At 72.3% G+C, this 23346-nt stretch carries 16 protein-coding genes; 10 read left to right on the top strand and 6 right to left on the bottom strand.

Annotation, left to right across the window (positions count from 1 at the left end; all coding sequences use genetic code 11):
• Nucleotides 1-11: 11 nt before the first annotated feature.
• The gene (locus KBX08_RS19620; RefSeq protein WP_210784918.1) at nt 12-1421 is read left to right on the top strand and encodes an amidase; all 1410 of its coding nucleotides are present in this window, start codon (nt 12-14) and stop codon (nt 1419-1421) included.
• Between the two features lie 77 nt (nt 1422-1498).
• Nucleotides 1499-2719, top strand: a complete 1221-nt coding sequence (gene ilvA / locus KBX08_RS19615) for a threonine ammonia-lyase (RefSeq protein WP_210784917.1) — start codon at nt 1499-1501, stop codon at nt 2717-2719.
• Between the two features lie 96 nt (nt 2720-2815).
• Here ilvA and greA read toward each other — a convergent pair whose 3' ends face one another.
• Entirely contained in the window at nt 2816-3313 is a 498-nt protein-coding gene (gene greA, locus KBX08_RS19610) for a transcription elongation factor GreA (protein WP_091394193.1), read from the bottom strand.
• A 156-nt stretch (nt 3314-3469) separates the two neighbouring features.
• Nucleotides 3470-3910, bottom strand: a complete 441-nt coding sequence (locus tag KBX08_RS19605; RefSeq protein WP_210784916.1) for a DUF4307 domain-containing protein — start codon at nt 3908-3910, stop codon at nt 3470-3472.
• Between the two features lie 203 nt (nt 3911-4113).
• Here KBX08_RS19605 and mca point away from each other — a divergent pair, with 203 nt between their 5' ends.
• The 6 genes from mca to purE all read left to right on the top strand — a co-directional run bounded on the left by mca (nt 4114) and on the right by purE (nt 12014).
• A complete protein-coding gene (mca, locus tag KBX08_RS19600) occupies nt 4114-4995 on the top strand; it encodes a mycothiol conjugate amidase Mca (protein ID WP_210784915.1) in 882 nt (293 codons plus the stop codon).
• A gap of 48 nt (nt 4996-5043) precedes the next feature.
• Nucleotides 5044-5337 carry a hypothetical protein gene (locus KBX08_RS19595; protein WP_210784914.1) on the top strand — a complete coding sequence of 98 codons (294 nt, stop codon included), beginning with the start codon at nt 5044-5046 and terminating at the stop codon, nt 5335-5337.
• Nucleotides 5338-5516: 179 nt separating this feature from the next.
• Entirely contained in the window at nt 5517-8048 is a 2532-nt protein-coding gene (locus tag KBX08_RS19590) for a bifunctional diguanylate cyclase/phosphodiesterase (RefSeq protein WP_210784913.1), read from the top strand.
• A gap of 52 nt (nt 8049-8100) precedes the next feature.
• Nucleotides 8101-10194, top strand: coding sequence for a thioredoxin domain-containing protein (locus KBX08_RS19585; protein ID WP_210784912.1), 2094 nt, complete (start codon nt 8101-8103; stop codon nt 10192-10194).
• 121 nt (nt 10195-10315) lie between these two features.
• Nucleotides 10316-11491, top strand: coding sequence for a 5-(carboxyamino)imidazole ribonucleotide synthase (locus tag KBX08_RS19580; RefSeq protein ID WP_210784911.1), 1176 nt, complete (start codon nt 10316-10318; stop codon nt 11489-11491).
• Between the two features lie 31 nt (nt 11492-11522).
• Entirely contained in the window at nt 11523-12014 is a 492-nt protein-coding gene (purE, locus tag KBX08_RS19575; RefSeq protein WP_210784910.1) for a 5-(carboxyamino)imidazole ribonucleotide mutase, read from the top strand.
• Between the two features lie 166 nt (nt 12015-12180).
• Here the strand turns inward: purE and KBX08_RS19570 are convergent, their stop codons facing one another.
• Together KBX08_RS19570 and KBX08_RS19565 are read right to left on the bottom strand one after the other, a co-directional pair.
• Nucleotides 12181-17076, bottom strand: coding sequence for an SCO7613 C-terminal domain-containing membrane protein (locus KBX08_RS19570; protein WP_210784909.1), 4896 nt, complete (start codon nt 17074-17076; stop codon nt 12181-12183).
• 151 nt (nt 17077-17227) lie between these two features.
• Nucleotides 17228-18655 (bottom strand): UDP-glucose/GDP-mannose dehydrogenase family protein, encoded by a 1428-nt coding sequence (locus tag KBX08_RS19565; RefSeq protein WP_210784908.1) that lies wholly within the window; start codon nt 18653-18655, stop codon nt 17228-17230.
• 250 nt (nt 18656-18905) lie between these two features.
• Between KBX08_RS19565 and KBX08_RS19560 the strand changes: the two genes are divergently transcribed.
• Nucleotides 18906-20075 (top strand): acyl-CoA dehydrogenase family protein, encoded by a 1170-nt coding sequence (locus KBX08_RS19560; RefSeq protein WP_210784907.1) that lies wholly within the window; start codon nt 18906-18908, stop codon nt 20073-20075.
• Nucleotides 20076-20365: 290 nt separating this feature from the next.
• Complete coding sequence (locus tag KBX08_RS19555; RefSeq protein ID WP_372494922.1) at nt 20366-21364, top strand: nitroreductase; 999 nt, start codon at nt 20366-20368, stop codon at nt 21362-21364.
• Between the two features lie 123 nt (nt 21365-21487).
• Here the strand turns inward: KBX08_RS19555 and KBX08_RS19550 are convergent, their stop codons facing one another.
• Together KBX08_RS19550 and KBX08_RS19545 are read right to left on the bottom strand one after the other, a co-directional pair.
• A complete protein-coding gene (locus KBX08_RS19550; protein ID WP_210784905.1) occupies nt 21488-22063 on the bottom strand; it encodes a hypothetical protein in 576 nt (191 codons plus the stop codon).
• 192 nt (nt 22064-22255) lie between these two features.
• Nucleotides 22256-23221 carry a nitroreductase family protein gene (locus KBX08_RS19545; protein ID WP_247669681.1) on the bottom strand — a complete coding sequence of 322 codons (966 nt, stop codon included), beginning with the start codon at nt 23219-23221 and terminating at the stop codon, nt 22256-22258.
• Between the last annotated feature and the right edge of the window lie 125 nt (nt 23222-23346).

Genomic DNA, 23346 nt, shown 5'->3' with positions numbered 1-23346 from the left:
GCTGGGGGAGGATGGCCGTGCAGGACATCATGGCGACCTGGGTCGGAGCGACCGCCAAGCAGATCGCCCGAGGGGTACGCCGAGGTGACGTCTCGGCGACCCAGGTCGTCGCCGACCACCTCGAGTACATCTCCCGAGCCGACAGTGAGCTGGCCGCGTTCCGCGCCGTTCGCGGCGGTGAGGCGATCACCGAGGCGGAGAAGGTCGACGAGCAGGAGGACCTGGCCAACCTGCCGCTGGCCGGGGTTCCGGTGGCGGTCAAGGAGAACACCCCGGTCGCCGGCCTGCCCACCTGGAACGGGTCGGCCGCCGCTCGCACCGACGTGGCGGAGGCCGACCACGAGGTGGTGCGTCGGCTGCGCGGCGCCGGGGCGGTGATCCTCGGCGTGACTCGGATGCCGGAGCTGGGGCTGTGGGCACTGACCGACGACGACAGCGCGGTGACCCGTAACCCGTGGGACAGCACGCGTACCCCCGGTGGGTCCTCCGGTGGTGCCGCCGCCGCGGTCGCCGCCGGGCTGGTGCCGATCGCGCACGCCAACGACGGTCTCGGCTCGATCCGGATTCCCGCGGCCTGCTGCGGACTCGTCGGCCTCAAGCCCGGTCGGGGCGTGGTCCCCTGCCAGCTCGGGGCGGACGACTGGTTCGGCCTCACCGAGCACGGCATGTTGACCAGCACGGTTGCCGACGCGGCGGTCGGCTTCTCGGTGCTCGCCGGCCGGCGTCCCGAGAAGCTGGTCCCTCCGCAGCGGCTGCGGGTGGGTGTCTCGCTGCGCTCCCCGGTGCGCGGTGTCGCACCGGACGCACCCAACCGGGACGCTGTCGCCGCCGCCGGTCGGCTCCTCGCCGCCGCCGGGCACGACACGGTGCCGGCCGATCCGGTCTACCCGACCGCGCTCGGCCTGCAGGGCATCGCCACCTGGTTCGCCGCAGCCGCCACCGACGTCCGGGCCTCCGGTCTGGACCGGCGTGGGCTGCAACGGCGTACCCGCCGGCACGTCGCGCTGGGCGAGTGGGCGCAGCGTCGCGGCTACGTGCGGGAGGCGGACCGGGCAGCCTGGCGGCAACGGTCGGTCGACTTCTTCACCGACCACTCGGTGGACCTGCTGCTCACCCCGGCGCTGGCCAGCGCGCCACCGGAGGCGGCCCGCTGGTCGGAGCGGTCCTGGCGGGCGAACATGACAGCCAACATCCGGTACGCCCCGTACGCCGCACCCTGGAACATCGCCGGCCTGCCGGCGGTCGTCGTGCCGGTCGGCCGCCGCCCGGACGGCCTGCCGGTCGCCGTGCAGCTGGTCGGTCCGCCCGGCTCGGAGCTGCTGCTGCTCGGTGTGGCCGGTCAGTTCGAGATGGCCGCCCCGTGGACGCGCCACGCCCCCGGCTACCCCCGGGTCGGCACGGAGTCGCCGGCCACCGCCTGACCGTCGACGGTGTGCGCGCTGTCGGGCACTCCGGTGTCGCCGCCGAGGGCTCCGCAGGCGGGTGGCACGATCGGGGCATGACGGAACTGGTCGGTCTCGACGACGTGCGGGCCGCACGGGAGTTGCTCGCTGGCGTCACCCGCACCACCCCACTGGAGCCCTCCCGGCCACTCAGCGCGGCGCTGGGCGGGCCGACGTGGCTCAAGTGCGAGAACGTGCAGCGCGCCGGCTCGTACAAGGTGCGGGGCGCGTACGTGCGGATCTCCCGGTTGTCGGCGGCGGAGCGGAAGCGCGGCGTGGTCGCGGCGAGCGCGGGCAATCACGCGCAGGGCGTCGCTCTCGCCGCCGGCCTGGTCGGCACGCACGCCACAGTCTTCATGCCGGTCAACGCGCCGCTGCCGAAGGTGGCCGCCACCAAGGGGTACGGCGCGCAGGTCGAGTTGGCCGGGAACACCGTCGACGAGTCGCTGGTCGCGGCGCACACGTACGCCGAGCGCACCGGCGCGGTGCTGATCCACCCGTTCGACCACCCCGATGTGATCGCCGGGCAGGGCACTGTGGCGCTGGAGATCCTCGAACAGTGCCCGGACGTGAAGACGATCATCACCGGGGTGGGTGGCGGCGGTCTGATCTCGGGCATGGCGGTGGCCGCGAAGGCGTTGCGCCCGGACGTCCGGATCATCGGCGTGCAGGCGGCCGGGGCGGCGGCGTTCCCGCCCTCACTGGTGGCCGGGGAACCGGTCCGGCTGCCCATCTTCTCCACAATCGCCGACGGCATCGCGGTCGGTCGGCCGGGCGAGATCACCTTCAACCATGTGCGCAAGCTGGTCGACGAGATCGTCACGGTCTCCGAGGAGGACATCTCCCGGGCCCTGCTGATGCTGCTGGAGCGCGGCAAGCAGGTGGTCGAGCCGGCCGGGGCGGTCGGAGTGGCCGCGCTGCTGGCCGGCGTGGTCGAGGTGGAGACGCCGGTGGTCGCGGTGCTCTCCGGCGGCAACATCGACCCGTTGCTGATGCTGCGGGTGATCGAACACGGGTTGGCCGCGGCGGGTCGCTACCTGCGGGTGACCGTCCGCTGTTCGGACCGGCCGGGGCAGCTCGCGTCGCTGCTCACTCAGATCGCCGAGCACCGGGCCAACGTGGTGGACGTGGAGCACCAGCGGGCCAACCCGCACCTCGGCCTCGGCGAGGTGGAGGTGGCGCTGTCGGTGGAGACCCGGGGTGTCGAGCACTCGGACACCCTGATCAGCGCCCTGCGGGCCAGCGGCTACCAGGTGGTATTCGCGGCCGAGGCGTGACACCGGTGGGTGCCACGCCTCGGATGCGCGGTGTTTCGACAGCGGGTGCCGGCGTCGGTCGAGCCAGCCGGAAGCGGGTAGCGCGACCGGCGACGGTCAGCCGGAGAACGGCTCGAAGCTGACCACTGTCACCTTGATGTCGGCGCCGCTGGGGGCCGTGTAGGTGCAGGTCTGCCCGGCTCGACCGCCCAGGATCGCCTTGCCCAGCGCGGACTCGGGGCTGTAGACGGTCAGGTCGGTGGTGGCCGCGATCTCCCGGGAACCGAGCAGGAAGGTCTCGGTGTCGTTGGTGTCGTCGTCGAAGTAGATCGTCACCACCATGCCCGGCGACACCGCGTCGGCGGTCGGGGCCTCGCCGACCTTCGCGGTGCGCAGCAGCTCCTGCAGGTAGCGGATGCGACCCTCGGCCTTGCCCTGCTCCTCGCGGGCGGCGTGGTAGCCGCCGTTCTCCCGCAGGTCGCCCTCCTCGCGCCGAGCGTTGATCTCAGCTGCGATCGCCGGGCGGTTGGCGATGTGCTCGTCGAGCTCGGCCTGGAGGCGGTCGTACGCGTCCTGCGACAGCCAGGTGGCGGGCGCCTCGTTGCCAGTGGACACAGGCGTTCTCCTCAGTTGTGCGTGGCTGGCTGACAGGTGAACTACCAAGTTACCAGTGCGGTACGACACAGCGTGTCGGCCATCACCGCCGGTGTCCGGATCCGACACCGGCGGTAGGCGCCCCGCCAACCCGGCTTCTGGTGCTGTTCGAGCAGCTCAGGACGGTGCTCGGCAGCGCAGGACCTCACCGATGAACGGCCGCGCGGTGGTGGCCAGGCGGTGCTGGGTCGTGACGTGCCGATCCCCGGGATCGGCGGTCACTGTGACCTGTTCCCGGCCGACCTCGGCGCCGGCACGGTCCCGGGCGCGCAGCACGCAGACCGCCGATCCGCCGGGCGGAACTGTCACCCGAAAGTCGACAAGCACCTGCTTGTCCGTGATGTCGGTGTACGTGATCACCTGGGCGTCGTAGACCGGGTCGCCGTACTGGCGGTAGAGCCGCACCGAGATCACGGTCAGCGTCGCGACGAGGGCAAACAGTGCCAGCGCGGCCAGCAGCGTACGGCGGCGCTTTCCGCCCGGTGCCCGACGGCGGCCGTAGCGCCCGGCCGGGAATACCGGCGCGCCTGGTGAAATTGTGGCGTGCGTCTCGGTCACCGGCGGGTATCTCCTGGCGTTGTTGTCGGCGGCATCGGCAAGAATGACAGAGCCCCATCCTCCCACCCGGTCCAGCGGCAGGAATGGCAGGTCATGCCCGGCGCTGGTGGCCGGTGACAGGGTGCGGTGAGGAAAGATCCCGGCAGGTCAGCCGGTCGAGCCCGGTCGGGTCCACCGTCCGGCACAGACGAGGAGCGCCGAAGTTGGCAGAGCAACTGCGTCTCATGGCCGTGCACGCGCACCCGGACGACGAGTCGAGCAAGGGCGCGGCGACCACGGCGAAATATGTCGCTCAGGGGGTGGACGTCCTGGTCGTGACGTGCACCGGTGGCGAGCGCGGGAGCGTGCTCAACCCCAAGCTCGACCGACCCGACGTGTGGGCCAACATCGGCGAGATCCGGCGTGCCGAGATGGACGCCGCGCGGGCGATCCTCGGCGTCGACCAGGCCTGGCTGGGCTTCGTCGACTCGGGGCTGCCCGAGGGTGATCCGCTGCCGCCGCTGCCCGAGGGCTGTTTCGCCCTCCAGGACGTCGAGGTCGCCGCGGGCCCGCTGGTGCGGCTGATGCGCGAGTTCCGTCCGCACGTGGTGACCACGTACGACGAGGAGGGTGGCTACCCGCACCCGGACCACATCATGTGCCACAAGGTGAGCGTGGCCGCGTTCGAGGCCGCCGGTGACCCGGAGCGCTACCCGGAGCTGGGCGCGCCCTGGCAGCCGCTGAAGCTCTACTACGACATCGGCTTCTCCAAGGGCAAGATCATGGCCCTGCACGAGGGCATGCTGGCCGCCGGTCTTGAGTCGCCCTACGAGGAGTGGCTCAAGCGGTGGGAGGACCGCCCCGACAAGGGCCCGCGGATCACCACCCGGGTCGAGTGCGCCGAATACTTCACGGTCCGTGATGACGCGCTGCGCGCCCACGCCACCCAGGTCGACCCGGACGGCTTCTGGTTCCACGTGCCGATGGAGCTCCAGCAGCGCGCCTGGCCGACCGAGGATTACGAGCTGGCCCGCTCGATGGTCGACAGCCCACTGCCCGAGTCCGATCTCTTCGCCGGGGTGCGGGAGACGGCGCACGCGCGCTGATTCCCGGCGGGGCTACCCTGGTTACCAACCGCACATCGGAGGAACGCCATGCTGACCGCTGCCCAGGTGCTCGCGGAGAACAACTTCGGGGACACCCGCACGGGTGGTCTGGCCGGGCCGATGGGCCTCTTCCTCATCCTGCTGCTGGCCACCGCGACCATCCTGCTGATCCGCAACATGAACGCTCGGCTGCGCCGTCTGCCGGACCGTTTCCCCCAGCAGTCCGGGCCGACCGACCCGACCAGGGCCGATGCGACAGTCGTCGATCCGACAGACGGGACCGGGGCTCGTGATTCATCCACGCCCGCTCCCAACGGGCACCAGCAGCACCTGAACGGGTAGTCCGCGCGTGAATCACGCCGAACCGGGTGGTCGCCCCCTGTTGCGGCCACCCGGTTTGGCTTAGCCTTCCGCCGGGGGGACCAAAAGTCTCCGAGCCGTGTGCGGGAGGGGGCGCCGATGACCAGCACAGCACCGGCCGCCCACCGCGACGTCGGTCGGTCGGCTGACGGGGGAGGTCGATGACCTCCGGTCCGGCCGACGACCCGTTCGATCGGCTCGGGGTGCGTGGCACACCGGGCCGGCTGCTCGTGCTCACCGCCGCCGTCACGCTGACCGCCCTGGCCGCCGCCGCGGTCGGGTTGACCCTCCCGGTCCGGCTGCCGGCCGACGACCCCCTCGGCGGTCCGGCCCGCTTCGGCATCGCCGTCGCCGTCCTGGCCCTCGCCCAGCTCGCCCGGCTGCGATTCCGCTCGGCCGCGGGCATGGTCAGCATCACCTGGGGCGAGGCGGCCCTGATCGTCTGCCTCTACCTGACTCCAGCCGGCTGGCTCCCGTCCGCCACGCTGCTCGGCACCGGGCTGGCCTGGACGTTGCTGTCACTGCACAACGACCGCCGTCCGGCCCTGGAGATCGTCCGGATCGCCGCGTCGCTGGCCGCCGCGTCGGCGCTTGCCGTCTCCGTGACCACCGCGCTCGGGCGGCCGCTGCTCTCGCCACCAACCCCGATCCTGGCGCTGGCAGTGATCGCCGGTTCGGTGACGTACCTCCTGGTGACCGCCTGGCTCGGCGGCGTGACGCTGGGCCTGCGGCACGGGCTGCCGATCGGGCCGGCGCTGTTCGCCGCGCTGCGCGGCAAGCTGCTGATGTTCGTCGGCAACGTGGCGGTCGGCCTCGTGGTGGTCGCCCTGCTGGAACTCGACCCCCGCTGGTTGCTGTTGCTGCCGCCGCTGCTGTGGCTGTTGCAGCAGACCTACCGTTACCGGCTGCGCTCCGATCAGGAGCGTCGCACCTGGCGTGCCTTCGCCGAGGCCACCGCGGCCCTCAACCAGCTCGACGAGCGCGGCGTGGCCAGCGCGGCGGTCACCGGGGCGCTGACGCTGTTCAACGCCGAGCTGGTGGACGTCGACGTGGCCCGGGTCGACGGCCGGTGGCACCGCTACCGGGGCGACGCCAGCGGTCAGCTTGTCGACCGGGAGACCGGCCCACCGGACCAGTCGGAGCCGGACGAGCACGAGCTGAGCCGGGCGCTGTCGGTCGGCGCCACGCCGGTCGGTCGGCTGCGGGTGCGGTTCCCCCGCTCGGCCCCGCCCACGGCCCGGGAACGTGACGCGGTGGCCGCGTTCGGCGACGCCCTCGCCGCCGCGTTGCACGACGCCGCGACCCACCACGAGCTGCGGCTGGTGACCGCCCGTTCGTCGTACGAGGCGGTGCACGACCCGCTCACCGGGCTCGCCAACCGGGCGGCGATGCTGAGCAAGGGCGACCAGTCGCTGCGACAGCTCAGCCACGACCACCCGGTGGCGCTGCTGCTGCTGGACATCAACCAGTTCAAGGAAGTCAACGACACCCTCGGCCACGCGGCGGGTGACCAGTTGCTGCGACTGACCGCGAACCGACTCAACGCGCTGGTCCGCGCCGGTGACCTGCTCGGTCGACTCGGTGGCGACGAGTTCGCCCTCCTGCTCACGGCGGTGCCGGTGCTCGGCGACCGGGCCGCCCCGATGGCCCACGCGCTGCGTCAGGCCCGCGAGATCGCCGAACGGCTGGCCGCACCGACCGAGGTGGCCGGCGTACGGATGTCCATCGAGGTCTCGGTCGGGGTGGTGGTCGCCGCCGCGGGCACCGCGGACCTGACCGAGCTGCTGCGTCGGGCCGACATCGCGATGTACCAGGCCAAGGAGGGCGGCGGCAACGTCGCCGCGTACGACGGCGCGCGCGACGCGGCCAGCACCGACCAGCTCGCCCTGCTGGCCGAGCTGCGTGAGGCGTTGAAGGTCGACGACCAGCTGGTGCTGGCGTTGCAGCCGGCGGTCGACCTGGCCACGGGTGCGCCCACCGGGGTGGAGGCGCTGATCCGTTGGCAGCACCCCCGGCGTGGGTGGCTGAACCCGGCCGACTTCATCCGACCGGTGGAAAACAGCGAGCAGCTCGGCGCCTTCACCCGCTACGTGCTGAACAAGGCGCTCAGCGTGGCCGCCAGTTGGGCCCGCGAGGGGTTGGACGTCCCGATCTCGGTCAACCTCTCGGCGCGCAGCCTGCTCGACCCCCGGTTGCCGGCGGAGATCGCCGAGGCGCTGCGCCGCCACCAGGTGCCGCCGCACCGGCTCGTTCTGGAGATCACCGAGACGGTGGTGATGAGCGAGCTGGAGGTCATCGACGAGGTGCTGGCCACGCTCCGGTCGATGGGCGTGCAGCTCGCTGTCGACGACTTCGGCACCGGCTTCTCGTCGCTGACCTTCCTCACCCGGATCGCTGTGGACGAGTTGAAGGTGGACCGTTCCTTCGTCATCCGGATGGCCGACTCGCCGGAGGCCGCCGCGATCGTCCGGACGACGGTCGGCCTCGCTCACGAGTTGGGGCTGCGGGTGGTCGCCGAAGGGGTGGAGACCGCCGAGCAGCGAATGGCCCTGGCCGAGTTGGGTTGCACCTCCGCGCAGGGCTACCACTTCTTCAAACCGATGCCGGCGGACAAGATCGGCGCGGTGCTGGGGTCGCTGCGCGACTCGGCGGAGTCGAACGTGTTCCGGCTCCGCGCCGACGGCGCCTCCTGACCGTCCGGGTGGAGCCCGCGCGGTCCGCGCCGGGGCTGGCTATGGTCGTCAGGTGAACCGACTCGCCGACGCCACCAGTCCGTACCTGCTCCAGCACGCCGACAACCCGGTCAACTGGTGGCCGTGGTCGGACGAGGCGTTCGCCGAGGCGAAGCGGCGGGATGTTCCGGTGCTCATCTCGGTGGGCTATGCGGCCTGCCACTGGTGCCACGTGATGGCGCACGAGTCGTTCGAGAACGAGCAGGTCGGCGCCCTGATGAACGACAACTTCGTGTCGATCAAGGTGGATCGTGAGGAGCGCCCGGACGTGGACGCGGTCTACATGACCGCGACCCAGGCGATGACCGGCCAGGGTGGTTGGCCGATGACCGTCTTCGCCACCCCGGACGGCACCCCGTTCTTCTGCGGCACCTACTTCCCGCGACCCAACTTCGTCCAGTTGCTCCAGTCGGTCGCCACCGCCTGGCGGGAGCAGCGCGAGGCGGTGCTGGGCCAGGGCGCCGCAGTGGTCGAGGCGATCGGCGGCGCGCAGGCCGTGGGCGGCCCCACCGCGCCGCTGGACGCCCCGCTGCTCGACGCGGCGGCCGCGAAGCTGGCCAGCGAGTACGACGCCACGAACGGCGGGTTCGGTGGCGCCCCGAAGTTTCCGCCGCACATGAACCTGCTCTTCCTGCTGCGTCACCACCAGCGCACCGGCGACCCGGGCAGCCTGGAGATCACCCGGCACACCGCCGAGGCGATGGCCCGGGGCGGCATCTATGACCAGCTCGCGGGCGGCTTCGCCCGCTATTCGGTGGACGCGCACTGGACGGTGCCGCACTTCGAGAAGATGCTCTACGACAACGCGCTGCTGCTGCGGGTCTACACCCAGCTGTGGCGACTCACCGGTGACCCGCTGGCCCGTCGGGTGGCCCGGGACACCGCCCGGTTCCTCGCCGACGAGCTGCACCGGCCGGGGCAGGGGTTCGCGTCCGCGTTGGACGCCGACACCGAGGGCGTCGAGGGGCTCACCTACGCCTGGACGCCCACCCAACTCGTGGAGGCGTTGGGCGAGGAGGACGGCCGGTTCGCCGCCGACCTGTTCACCGTCACGGAAGAGGGCACCTTCGCCCCTCATTCCGCCTCCGCGCCGCAAGGCGGCACTCCGGACGGAAAGAAGGGCGTCGAACACGGCATGAGCGTGCTCAAGCTCGCCCGGGACGTGGACGATGCCGCGCCCGAGGTGCGTGCCCGCTGGCGGCAGGTGGTCGGGCGGCTGCTCGCCGCCCGGGACACCCGCCCCCAGCCGGCCCTCGACGACAAGGTGGTGGCCGCCTGGAACGGTCTGGCGATCACCGCCATCGCCGAGTTCCAGCAGGTCGCCGCCGTGTACGTGTCCCCGCAGGACGAGGACGCCAACCTGATGGACGGCGTCACCATCGTCGCCGACGGGGCGATGCGCCAGGCCGCCGAGCACCTGGCAACCGTGCACCTGGTGGACGGCCGACTGCGCCGGGTCTCCCGGGACGGCAAGGTCGGCGAGCCGGCCGGCGTCCTGGAGGACTACGGCTGCGTTGCCGAGGCATTCTGCGCGCTGCACCAGCTCACCGGCGAGGGCCGCTGGCTGACAGTGGCCGGCGAGCTGCTGGACACCGCCCTCGCGCACTTCGCCGCGCCCGGCGGCGCCTTCTACGACACCGCCGACGACGCGGAGCGGCTCGTCGCCCGGCCGGCCGACCCGACCGACAACGCCACCCCGTCCGGCCGGTCGGCGTTGATCGCCGGGCTGGTGGCGTACTCGGCGCTGACCGGGGAGACGCGCTACCGGGAGGCCGCCGAAGCGGCCCTCGGCACTGTCGCACCGATCGTCGGTAAGCACCCCCGGTTCACCGGGTACGCGGCCATGGTCGGGGAGGCGTTGCTCTCCGGGCCGTACGAGATCGCCGTTGTCACCGGCGACCCGGCCGGCGACCCCCTGGTGGCAGCCGCCCACCGGCACGCCCCGCCCGGAGCGGTGGTCGTCGCCGGGCGCCCGGACCAGCCGGGTGTGCCGCTGCTCGCCGACCGTCCGCTGGTCGAGGGGCGGTCCGCCGCGTACGTCTGCCGGGGTTTCGTCTGCCAGCGGCCGGTCACCTCGGTCGAGGAGCTGGTAGCCGAGCTGGGCTGAGCGCACGGCCACGCCCGGTAGTCGCCCGCGCTGCCCGCCGGGTGGTCCCGCCAGAGCTTCCGAGGCGGGTCGCCAGCCCTCCCGGTGGGCCCGTCGGCGGCCCGGATAGGCTGGCCGCGCTATGGATTCCCGTACCGGTCTGCCAGTTGTCGGCGTGGTGGGTGGCGGCCAGTTGGCCCGGATGACCCACCAGGCCGCGATCGCCCTCGGCCAGTCACTGCGTGTGCTCGCGACCGCCCCCGACGACGGCGCGGCGCTTGTCGCCGCCGACGTCCAGTACGGCGACCACACCGACCTGGCCGCGCTGCGCACCTTCGCCAAGGGCTGCGACGTCGTCACCTTCGACCACGAGCACGTACCTTCCGAGCACATCCGCACGCTGGCGGCGGAAGGGGTGCCCCTCTACCCGCCGGCGGACGCGCTGCTGCACGCCCAGGACAAGCAGATCATGCGGGAACGCCTGACCGAGCTGGGTGCTCCCAACCCGGCTTGGCGGCCGGTCGGGGAGCCCGCCGACCTCGTCGGCTTCGGCGAGCAGGTCGGCTGGCCGGTGGTGCTCAAGGCGGCCCGGGGTGGGTACGACGGCCGAGGCGTCTGGATGGTCGACGACGCCGCCCAGGCCACCGAGTTGGCGAGCACGCTGCTCGCCGGCGGCACCCGGCTGATCGTCGAGGAGCGGGTGCCGCTGCGGCGGGAGTTGGCAGTGCAGGTGGCCCGTTCGCCGTTCGGTCAGGTGGCCGCGTACCCGGTGGTCGAGACCGTGCAGCGCGACGGCATCAACGTGGAGGTGCTGGCCCCGGCGCCCGGCCTGGACGAGGAGTTGGCGGTCTCCGCTCAGCAGCTCGCCATCGACCTGGCCACCGCGCTCGGTGTGATCGGCCTGCTGGCCGTGGAGTTGTTCGAGGTGCGCGACGCCGCCGGCCGACCCGCGATCGTGGTCAACGAGCTGGCGATGCGTCCGCACAACTCCGGGCACTGGACCATCGAGGGTGCCCGGACCTCGCAGTTCGAGCAGCACCTGCGGGCCGTGCTGGACTACCCGATGGGTGACACCGCGCTGACCGCCCCGGTGGTGGTGTCGGCGAACGTGCTCGGCGGTGAGCCGGGCGGGATGTCGATCGACGAGCGGTTGCACCACCTCTTCGCCGCCGAGCCGGGTGCCAAGGTGCACCTGTACGGCAAGCAGGTGCGACCTGGCCGCAAGATCGGGCACGTCACGGTGCTCGGTGACGACCTGGACGACCTGCGGGCGCGGGCCGCGCGGGCCGCGCGCTGGCTGCGCGAGGGCCACGAGTGAGTACGGTTTCGGGAACGAGAAGAGGGCCGCAGTGAGCACGGTTGGCTTGATCATGGGCAGCGACTCGGACTGGCCGACCATGCGGGCTGCCGCCGAGGTGTTGGACGAGTTCGGCGTGGCGTACGAGGTCCGGGTGATCTCGGCGCACCGGACTCCGGTCGCGATGATCGAGTACGGGCGCGACGCCGCCGACCGGGGCCTCAAGGTGATCATCGCGGGGGCTGGGGGCGCTGCCGCGCTGCCCGGCATGGTGGCCTCGGTGACGCCGCTGCCGGTGATCGGTGTGCCGGTGCCGCTGAAGCACCTCGACGGCATGGACTCGCTGCTGTCCATCGTGCAGATGCCGGCCGGGATCCCGGTCGCCACAGTGTCGATCGGCAACGCCCGCAACGCCGGCCTGCTCGCCGTACGGATCCTCGGTGCCGCCGACGAGGGCCTGCGCGCCAAGATGACGACCTACCAGCAGGATTTGGAAAAGCTGGTAGCAACAAAGGAAGCCGCCCTCCAAGCCACCCTGCAGTAACCCCGCCCCGCCCTACCCCCGCGATCTTGCACTTCCTGTAGCTGTTTCGCGGCTTTTGTCCCTTATGTCGCGACAGAAAGTGCAAGATCGCGCGGGACGGACGCGGGTGGCGCGAACCCGGCCCACTCACCGTCCCCGCTCACGCACGCCGCAGGGACCCTCCGATTCACCTCATGCCGCGCAGGGCGGTCTGTAGGCGTTCCTGGGCGCGGCGGCGGCGCTCGTTGCTCGCGCCGAGCACCAGCAGCAGGATGCCCACCGGGATCAGCGCCAGCCACGGGCCCAGGCTGAACAGGGCGTGGATCGCCGTGATCGCGGTGACCGACGCGCCGACGATCACCGGGGCCTGCTGTCGACTGGACGACCCGAAGATCAGCACTGCGACCGCGCCGAGCAGCAGCAGCATCTGCCGCACAGTGCTGGACTCGGTGGCCAGCACGATCGCCAGCGTCGGCACGAAGGCCGCGACCAGCGCCGGCCCGTACGCCACCCAACTGCTCATGTCGGGCCGGTGGCGCAGCTCCAGGACTCCGACGAGGAGGGCCAGCACGGCGAACGGCAGCGTGTACGCCTCGGGCAACGCCACGTCGGCGACCCGCATCAGGATCCACCACGCGGTGATCTCACAGACCACCACCGCCCAGAACAGGATCCGGCGTTCCACCGGCCGGCGACCGGGTCGGGTCGCGGCCACCCCGAGGACAGCGCCCCAGGCGGCCAGCAGGGCGGCGATGTGGCGGGGCGAGTCGAAGGCGAGGGCCAGCGCGATCAGCGCGGCAGCGTACCCGGTCCACTCGACGGTGGAGGCCTCCCGCTGCGCCTCGGGGCGGCGCAGCCGGGGCAGGGTCGCGGCGAGCACCTGCAGGACCGCGCCGACGGCGAGCACCCCGAACGCGGACCAGACCGCCGCCAGCCCGGCGACCAGGCCAGCGGTGAGCACGAAGAGCTGCGCCATGAGTGAGGCGAAGAGCCAGCCGAGGATGCGCGCCCGCTGGGTGGTGCCGAACAGCGCCGCCACCGCACCCACCCCGACCGCGCTGCCGAGAGTGAACAGGGTCATCTGCCGGTCGGCCAGGCTGCCGGCGAGCCCGGCGCTGCCACCGGCCAGACCGATGGCGAACACCAGCACCCGGGCCAGCCGCAGCGAGCGGGCCCGCTCGACCAGCGCCGGCGGTGGGGTCAGTGCGAGACCGAGCATCGCGATGGTGAAGACGGAGAGCGCGGCGACGGTGCTGGCGGGCCAGCCCTGGCCCAGCGCGATGGGTGCGATCAGCAGCGTGACGGCCGCCCCGGGCAGCACCACCGGCACGGCCCGGGACCGCCGCCCACCGCTGAACCCCGTGGCGGCCAGCGCGGCGGTCGCGGTCAGCAGCAACGCCGTCAGCACGTGGGTCGGGTTGACCACGTCCGACGGTGGGGTGAGCAACTCCGGGGGCGGACCCTGCCAGATCCGGGTCAGTGTGCGGTGCGGCTCGACCAGGGCGGTGACCAGCGCGGGTGCGATCGAGGCGAGCGCCAGGGCGGTCGGCAGCGCCGCTGCGGCCAACGCACCCGCTGCCGGGTTGACCCGCCACCGTCGTCGCTCCGGGTCGTCCGGCAGCCGCCGGAGGGCGCCGTCGAGTCGTACCGCCCAGCGCCGGACCGGCTGGGCCGCGCCGGTGGGCGGCACGGTGGCCGCGCGGATCAGCTCGGCCAGTACGCCGAGCAGGGCGGCGGCGGCCGCGTAGACGCCGGCGGCGAGGCCGGTGGGGATGGCGGCGAGGGCGCTGATGGTGGCCCCGCCGACCACCGCCACGCTGACCCAGGGCAGATATTGCGGCACCAACCGCCGGACGGCGGCCACGGCGGCCAGGCCGAGGCTGGTAGCGGCCAGCGCGGCGGTCAGCACCACCTGCGCCGAGTGTTCGAACTCGGCGGACAGCGCCGCCACCGCACCGGGGAGGGCCAGCAGGGCGGCACCGATCGCCGCGCCGCCGATCTGCGCCAGGTGCGGCGGCATCCCCTCGGTTTCGATGTCGGCGACCTGTGGACCGGCGAGGACGCGGGCCAGCGTGGCCACCACCACGCCGATCAGCGCGATGCTGGCCAGCGCCAGGGCCGTGGTCCACGGGCGGACCAGTCCGGCTCCGGCGGCGTGCAGCGCGACGACCCCGGCCACTGTGGCCCGGGACAGCCCGGCGCGCGCCTCCTCCGTGGCCACCGCGGCCATGCCGAACACGGTGGCGACCATTCCGCCGACCAGGACCGGCGACCACCAGGCCAGATCGAATGCGGCCGGTGCGCCGATCGTGGCGAGCACCACCGCCACGCCGGACACGTCCCAGCGCCACGGTGGCGGGAGCAGGATGCCGGCGGCGAGGGCCAGCAGCGCCAGCGCGACCGGCGCCTGCCAGGTGGCACCGCCGACGGGGGCGGCCGGCCAGTTGCTCAGGTCGCCCCTCCAGATCGGGCCGGGGGTGGCCAGCACGCCGACCCCACCGCGCACCGCCGACCAGCCGGCGAGGACGCCGATGAGGGCACCGCCGACGGTGAGGCCGAGGATCGGACCGCGTCGCCACTCCTCCGGCATGCTGCGGGCGCCCACGGCGACCACCAGGAGCAGGGCGGCGGCCACCGCCAGTTGCCCGCCCGGGGCGAGCACCGCCCCGATCCGTACCAGCGTGGCGACCAGGGCGGTGGTGACCGCCGCGGCGGCCAGGTCGGAGCCGTCGAGGGTGAGGTCGGCTCGACGGCCGGCGTCGATGGAGGGGGCCAGGAAGAGCAGCACCGCCGCGACCAGCAGCAGCGCGCCCACCCAGGCGTCGGCGACGGTCGCGCCGGGCGCCCCGAACGCGGCGGCGGTGACCATCAGCGCGCCCAGCCCGGTGCCGACCGACAGCGGCGCGGGGATGTGACGTTGGGAGACCTGCACGACGGCGGCGTAGCCCAGGGTCACGCAGACCGCCAGGAAGCTGGCCGCCAGGATCGGGACGGTCACCTCGCGCAGGCTCGCCGGGGTGGGGGTCGGGTCGCTCGGCATGGTGGCGGCCACGAACGCCGCCACCGCCCCGGGCAGCGCGAACGCGGCGCCACCGGCGGCCCAGGCGGTGACCGTGTCGGAGGCGGCCGAGGCGATCCGGATCCGGGGCGCCAGCGTGACCAGCGTGCCCGCCACGAACAGGGTGATCAGGACTGCGGCGGTGAGGGTGGGGCTGGTCAGGCTGGCACCCGCGCCGAACAGGCCGACCACGGCCGCCCCGATGGCGTGTGCCACCGCGGCTCGGTCGGTGCGGGCGGACAGCCCGATGACTCCGATGCCGATCGCGGTGATCACCATTGGCCAGGGTGCCGTCGCCCAGCCGAGACCGAACGAGGCCGGAACGGCGAGCGCGGTCAGCGCCGCGCCGGCGACAGCGAACTCCCGGCGGATCTCGGTGGGCAGGGCCAGCACCGCCGCGATGGTGAGCAGGAACGCGGCACCCGCGAGCTGCCAGGTGGTCGGCCCGACGGCGGCGGCCAACTCGCCCTGGTACCGGCTGAGGTCGGGGTTCCAGGCGGGCAGTGCCGCACGGACCGGTGCCACCCCGGCGCGTAGCGCGCCGCCGGCGACCACCAGACCACTGACGGTCAGGGCCACCGCGGAGGCGAACTGTGGGCCACGTCGGGCCGCCTCCGGGACCGCGCGCACCGCCAAGCCGGTCACCGTGATGACCGCCGCGATCAGCAGCAGCGCCCGGCCGGGGAGTGCCACCGAGGCGATGCGGCTGAGCGAGCCGATCACCGCCAGGGTGACGATGCCGGCCGCGACGTCCGGCAGCGGCGGGCGACGCAGCACCAACGCGCCGGCCAGCCCGATCACGGCGGCCAGCAGCAGCACCACCCCGGCGCCGGTCGCGGTCGGCACGGTCTGTGCCCGCAGCAGGGCGGTGACCGCGTACGCCAGCGAGACGGCGACCGCCACGGCGTGCAGGAACCAGGTCAGCTCACGCAGGCCGGGCACCGGCCGGGTCGGCCGCGGGTCGGTGGCGCCGCCGCTGGCGTCGATCAGCTCGGCGGCCTCCTCCGGGTCGCCCTCGGGCCGGCTCTCGGCGTCGCGTTGGCGGGGCGCGGACGGCGTGCCCGGCGACGGCAGGTCCTGCCGGACGGGGCGTTCGACGGTCACGCCGGAGCGGGCCAGGCCGAGGTTGACGAGGGCGACCAGGGCCAGCACCAGGGCCCAGCCGCCCGGGCCGGTGATCTGGTCGTACGCCAGCAGAGGCAGCACCGGCTGGGCGGCGAGCACTGTGGCGAAGCGGGGCGCGCGCAGACCGGTCCAACCGGCGTACCCGAATGCGACGGCGGCGGTGACCGCGAAGATCACCCCGGCGAAGACGGTGCCGGAGCCGCCGCCGGCGCCGATCCGGTCCACCGCCCAGAGGGCGTTGCCGGCGAGCGGCACCAGCAGCAGGCCGACCGCGGCGATGGTCTCGGCGGTCGAGGTGAGCCCGCGCCGGGCCAGTGCCGGTGGGGCGAGCAGCATCAGCACGGTGGCCAGGAGCAGGATGCCGAGCCGGGCCAGCGCGTCCATCGAGCTGGTGGCCACCGCGGCGAAGACCACAGCGGCCACGCCGAGCAGCAGCGCGCCCAGCCCGAGTGGGATGTTCTGCACCTCGCGCGAGGACGCCTCCGGCGGGTGCTCCGGGTCGTCGACGTCCAGCCAGGCGGCCCGGGGCGGGGGCGGCGGCGGATCCTCCGGGGCGGGCGGAGTGCCCTGGCGGGGCACCCGGGGTGGCGGTCCCATGGTGGCCGTCGGTGGCCGCCGGCCGGGGCGGCGGCGCAGCACCCGGCGTGGCCGGGTGGCCTGCTTGATCCGTTCCTCGCCGGCGTGGGCGAGGATGTCCCGCTGGAAGAGCGCGGCCTGCATCTTGGCGGCGATCTGCCGCTGCTCGCGGGCGATGGCGGCGTCGCGCGCCTTCATCTCCGCGATCGAACGCTCAATGTCGGCCAGGTGTTCGACCCACTGTGGTTGATCTGCCCCACAGTGCGGGCATCGGACGGCCGGCTTGATCTCCCGGCCGCACGAGGAGCATTGAAAGGTCGCCACGACACCCCTCCACCCGCACTGTGGACTCCCACTGTCGCAGCATGCCCAATGCTGGCGCGGATTTCGACTCTTGTCGGCGGGTCCGGGGCAAACAACGACACCGGCCGGTCACCGAGATGCTCGATGGCCGGCCGGTGGTGCGTCGGTTGGGTCAGGGGCGACCCATGCCCCGGTACTCCCAGCCCGCCTGGGCCCACAGTGCCGGGTCGAGGCAGTTGCGGCCGTCGACGACCTTGCGACCCTTGACCAGGTCGCCGAGGGCGACCGGATCAGCGTTGCGGAAGTCGGCCCACTCGGTGAGGACGCAGACCAGGTCGGCCCCGTTGACCGCCTCGTTGATGCTGCTCTCGTAGGTCAACTCGGGGACCGCACGGCGGGCGTTCTCGGTGCCCTGCGGGTCGTACACGTGCACGTCGGCGCCGGCCTTGTGCAGCAGCGCGGCGACGGCGAGCGCCGGGGCGTCGCGGACGTCGTCGGTGTTGGGCTTGAAGGTGGCGCCGAGCACCGCGATCCGGGTGCCGGAGAAGTCCGGGCCGGCCGGGCCGGAGCGGCGGCCGAGCAGGTCCGCGGCGAGCTGGAGCACCCGGGTACGCCGACGCAGGTTGATCAGGTCGACCTCGTGCAGGAAGCGCAGCGCCTCGCCGGCGCCCAGCTCCTGGGCGCGGGCCTGGAAGGCCCGGATGTCCTTGGGCAGGCAGGCGCCTCCGAAGCCGAGGCCGGCCTGGAGGAACCGGTTGCCGATCCGCGGGTCGTAGCCGATGGCGCGGGCCAGCTGGGTGACGTCGCCACCGGAGGCCTCGCAGACCTCGGCCATCGCGTTGATGAAGGAGATCTTGGTGGCCAGGAAGGCGTTCGCGGCGACCTTGACCAGCTCGGCGGTGGAGAAGTCGGTGACCACCAGGGGCACCTCGCGGTCCTCCGTGGCGGCCAGGTCGAACACGCCCTTGTGCGCGGCGTAGAGCATGCCGTTGGCCCACTCGCTCTTGACGCCGACCACGATCCGGTTGGGCCGCAGGACGTCGTCGACGGCGAAGCCCTCCTGGAGGAACTCGGGGCTCCACGCCACCTCGACGTCCAGGTCGTTCGGGGTGTGCTTGCCGACGAGCTGCTCGACCCACTCGGCGGTGCCGACCGGCACGGTGGACTTGCCGACGATCAACGCCTTGCGGGTCAGGTGCTGCGCGAGGCTGGTGACCGACGCCTCGACGTACGACAGGTCGGCGCCCATGCCGTCGGCCCGCTGCGGGGTGCCGACGCAGATGAAGTGCACGTCACCGAACTCGGCGGTCTCGGCGATGTCGGTGCTGAACCGGAGGCGGCCGGCGGCGAGGTTGCGCCGGAGCAGCTCGTCCAGGCCGGGCTCGTGGATCGGCACCTGACCGGCGTTCAGCATCGCGATCTTGTCGGCGTCGACGTCGAACCCGAGAACCTCGTAGCCCAGTTCGGCGTAGCAGATGGCGTACGTCGCACCGAGGTAACCAGTCCCTAGGAACGTCACCCGCGGCCGGGGCGCGCCCGAGGGCGGGGTCACCGCGGCGATGGCGGGGGTCGGCTGGATGGTGGGGTAGGGGATCGTCACGCCTGTCTTCTCCGCTCGCGCTGGCGTCGCGTCGTCGCGTCGCATTCTGCTGCGGCGCCTGGGCGGGGCACCGGAGGGTGGCTCACTGTCTCAATCTCCATCATCGCTGAGCGCGTTAGGTGCACCGTCCTGCCCATCCCTACGCGCCGGTAACATCACCTGAACTGCAGTCGCTAGTCTTCAGTCTGCGCGGTCGGCGGTCAGGAGTCGTCACAGACTGCGCATGATAGTGGTGAAGGGGAGGGCCGAGATGGCCGCAGGGGAGTCGTTCGACGTCTACCGGTTGCCCGAGGAGCACGAGGCGATCCGGGAAGCAGTGCGAGAGGTCTGCGCCGCGAAGGTGGCTCCGCACGCCGCGGAGGCCGACGAGACCGGGGAGTTCCCCAAGGCGTCCTACGACGCGCTGCGAGCGGCCGACTTCCACGCCCCGCACGTTCCCGAGGAGTACGGCGGCGCGGGCGCGGACGCGCTGGCCACCGCCATCGTGATCGAGGAGGTGGCCCGCGCCTGCGCGTCCTCCTCGCTGATCCCGGCGGTGAACAAACTTGGCACCATGCCGCTGTTGCTGTCCGGTTCCGCCGATCTCAAGACTCGTTACCTGACGCCGGTCGCGGCCGGTGAGGCGATGTTCTCGTACTGCCTCTCCGAGCCGGAGGCGGGCAGCGACGCGGCGTCCATGACCACCAGGGCGGTACGTGACGGGGATCACTGGGTGCTCAACGGTGTGAAGCGCTGGATCACCAACGCCGGGGTGTCCGAGTTCTACACCGTCTTCGCGGTCACCGACCCGTCCGCCCGGTCCCGGGGCATCTCGGCCTTCGTGGTCGAGAAGTCCGATGCCGGGGTGAGCTTCGGCGCGCCGGAGAAGAAGCTCGGCATCAAGGGCTCGCCCACCCGCGAGGTCTACCTCGACAACGTGCGGATCCCGGCCGACCGGATGATCGGCGCGGAGGGCACCGGCTTCGCGACCGCGATGAAGACCCTGGACCACACCCGGGTCACCATCGCGGCGCAGGCCGTCGGGATCGCGCAGGGCGCGCTCGACTACGCGAAGGGGTACGTGGCCGAGCGTCGCCAGTTCGGCAAGGCGGTCGCCGAGTTCCAGGGGATCCAGTTCATGCTGGCCGACATGGGCATGAAGCTCGAGGCGGCCCGGCAGCTCACGTACGCGGCCGCCGGCAAGTCGGAGCGTGGCGACGCGGATCTCACCTACTTCGGCGCGGCGGCGAAGTGCTTCGCCTCCGACGCCGCCATGGAGATCACCACCGACGCGGTGCAGTTGCTCGGTGGCTACGGCTACACGCGGGACTACCCGGTCGAGCGGATGATGCGGGACGCCAAGATCACCCAGATCTACGAGGGCACCAACCAGGTCCAGCGGATCGTGATGGCGCGGCAACTGCTGGCCGGCGTCGTCTAGAGTTCTTCGATCCGGCCGACCGGCCGCCGCGACGACCGGTCGGTGTGCGGTAAAGGGACCTATGGCACCGCTACGTGGGCCTGCGGTCCCTGTCCCCGGCATGGTCGGATGGCGTTGGGTTGGCGGGATGGAAGGAGTCACGATGATGACCAGACCGATCATCGTCGGCTACGACGGTTCCGGGGTGCTCGCGACGCTCTGCGGTGGGCACTGAAGGTCCCGGGTTCGTGGGCCGTCGTCTGACTGGCTGAAGACGCCGTGCCCGCACCGCACGCAGGTTGACCCAGAGGATGAGAACGATGAATCGGGACACCAGTACGCGACAGAGTACGACCGCCCTCGCGAGTGCCGCAGCGGCCGCCGGGTACGCACCCTCGGTGCACAACACCCAGCCGTGGCGGTGGCGGATCGCCGCCGACGGGCTCGAACTGTTCGCTGAACGCAGCAGACAACTGAACGCGACCGATGCCCCGGGGCAGCTCCTACTGCTCAGCTGCGGAGCCGCGTTGGACCATGCCCGGGTCGCCCTCGCTGCGGAGGGCTGGACCGCCGAGGTCGAGCGGCTACCCGACGGCACGCAGCCTGATCTTCTGGCCCGGCTGAGGCTGACCGGCAGGACGCCGGTAACGGCCGAGGCGGTTCGCCTGGCGCAGACAATGCAGTTCCGGCACACCGACCGTCGACCCGTCAGCGATGAGCCACTGTCGGCGGACGCGCTGCGAGCCATCAAGGAGGCGGTGTCGCCCGAAGCGCGAATCCAGATCCTGTCGTCGGACCAGATCCTCGAACTGGCCGCTGCGGCGTCCAGGGCCGCCGCTGTTGAGGCCGCCGAACCCGAGATCCGGGAAGAACTCGAGTACTGGACCGGACGGGCCCGACCTGCGGGTGCCGGCTTGCCGGCCGAAGTGCTTCCCGAGCGGGAGCAGCAAACGACCGTCCCCGGACGCGACTTCGGTCGAGCGGGAACGCTGCCGATCGGCCCAGGACATGATCGAGTGGCTGTCTACGCAGTGCTGTACGGCGACGAGGACGATCCGTGCGACTGGCTACGCGCCGGCGAGGCACTGTCGGCTGGCTGGCTACGGGCCACCGAACTCGGCGTGTCCGTCGTACCCCTCAGCGGTGTCATCGAGGTGGCGAGCACGCGACAGACTCTGCGGGCTCTGTTGGCCGGTCTCGGCCACCCGCACCTGGTGCTTCGGCTCGGGATCGCCGACTCGGAACACGCCGGCCCGCCACGCACCCCACGGTTGCCGGTCGCGCAGATCGTTGACACGTCCGGCGCGTGAGTCCCGCGCAGGCCGGGGTTGGGAGTAGACGCCCCGCTCGGCGCCGTAGGGGTGCAGTCGTGGATGTGTGACCTGACGAAGGCCGGCCCCGCCAAGGCGGGGCCGGCCTTCGTGCAATGCGACCTACGTGAGCCAGGGCAGCTTCTTGACCAGGGGAGTGGTGGCCCACCAGCCGCCGAGACCGAGGGTGGTGCCAGCTCCAGCGGCGGCGATCCCGATGAGCAGCACGGCCAGGATGAGATGGTCGTCGATGACGGGATTCGTTGTGGGGGGCAGTGCGACGGTGTACATCATGGTGAGCATCAGCGCCCCGGCGCCAGCGGCGATCCGCATCCCGATTCCCAGCAGCAGGGCGACGCCGATGGCGGCCAGACCAACCATGAACGCAGTGTCGGCGAACGCGGTACCGGCCAGGTTGTGGTATGCGCCAGCGAAAGGCCCTTCCGCTCCAGCGAGGAACCCCTTCGTGGGGTGGCCGCCGTCGATCCAGCCCTTACCGGCCGGGGTTGCGTAGCCCAGGCCGAACAGCTTGTCCACGAACGCCCACAGGAAGATGAACCCCATTCCGATCCGGGCGGCGAACCAGGCGTACCTCGCCACTGCCCGGGCGGTAGCGCCGCCGCCGGTGGTCCGTGCCGCCTCCGTCCCCGATGCGAGGTGGGGGATCCTGTCGTGACGCGGGGGGACGATGGTGGTCATTGCATCCTCCAAGTTCGCCGCCAGCTCGGTCGTCCGGCGCTCAACTACAGTTCACGGCATCCCGGGTGATGCCAGTAGGACCAGTGGGCATCGATGCCGCAGGACCAAATCCCCTGCTCGCCGGGACCTCCGTCCCGCTCCGAGGATGGGGCGGGACTGGGACGTTCGTCCGGGCGGCTACGGGCCCTGCGGTCAGGCGAACTCGATCATGTCGTCCACGTCCCGGCGTGGGGACGGCCTACCTGACTGTCCGTAGCCGATTCGCATGACCATCTGAGGCGTGCCGTACTTGCCGAGCGCCAGTCGTAGTTGCTCGCGGGCCCGGGTGACCTCGATGGGTTGGGACAGCATCGAGACGGCGAGGCGGTTGTCGGTGGCGGTGAGGAGTACGCGTTGCAGCGCCTGGCCAGCGGTGATCTGGTCGGTGGCGCTGTCGCCGTACGAACCGAGCACAGCGACGAGTGGTTCGGGTTCGAAGTCCCGGCCGGGTGCGCGGGCGCGTACCCCGAAGGCCCGTTGGGGAAGCAGGTCCTGTGGTTCCGGGACCGGGCCGCCCGACTCGATCGGGACACCGTCACCGGCGGGTGATGTCCGGACCCACCGCGTCAGCTCAGCCTGGTAGTCGGAGTCGCGTTCCAGAAACCGGTTGGCGCTGTGAGCGATCTCGGCGACCGTCTGGACCGCGCCAACTCCGATGACCATCTCCAGCCACGCGCCCTCGGCGCGGGCGGCCTCGATCAGACGCCACCGGGCATCTGCCGGGACCGGGTTGGGCCAGAACGGCCTGCGGTTGCTGTGCCGTCGGAAGATGGCGGCGTACAGGTCCCGCTCGGCGGGCGTGGCGGGCCGTGGGCGGCCGGGGACCAGCCGGGCCACGGCATCCAGGTCATGTGGGCACGGGCGGAGGTGGACGTCCGGCGGTGTGCCGGTGACCGCAAGCGCTAGGCGTAGGTTGAACACGGCGGCACCGCAACTGAGCCGCGCCGCCCAGCGGGTGGGGTCGCTGGCCGGCAGTAGCCGGTCCGGATCCATCCGCACCTCGATCCCACCGGCGGAGAGCCGGAAACGCCAGGGCTGGCTGTTGTGCAGTGACGGTGCGCGAATCGCCGCGGACACCGCGGGACGCAGCTCGGCAGGAGTGAACGCGGTGCGGATCATGGTGACATACCTCGGAGTCGCAGAGTCGCAGGTCAGCCAGGTCAGGTTCTGGTTTGAGCCCTGCCCCCACGATCGCCTCGACCAGGCCGGACCGGCAGGGCCGGACGTCCCAAGGAGCCGGGCCC

The organism is Micromonospora sp. H61 (genome assembly GCF_018070325.1).
Lineage (GTDB): Bacteria > Actinomycetota > Actinomycetes > Mycobacteriales > Micromonosporaceae > Micromonospora > Micromonospora salmantinae.
This window is presented reverse-complemented; position numbering and strand designations above follow the sequence as displayed.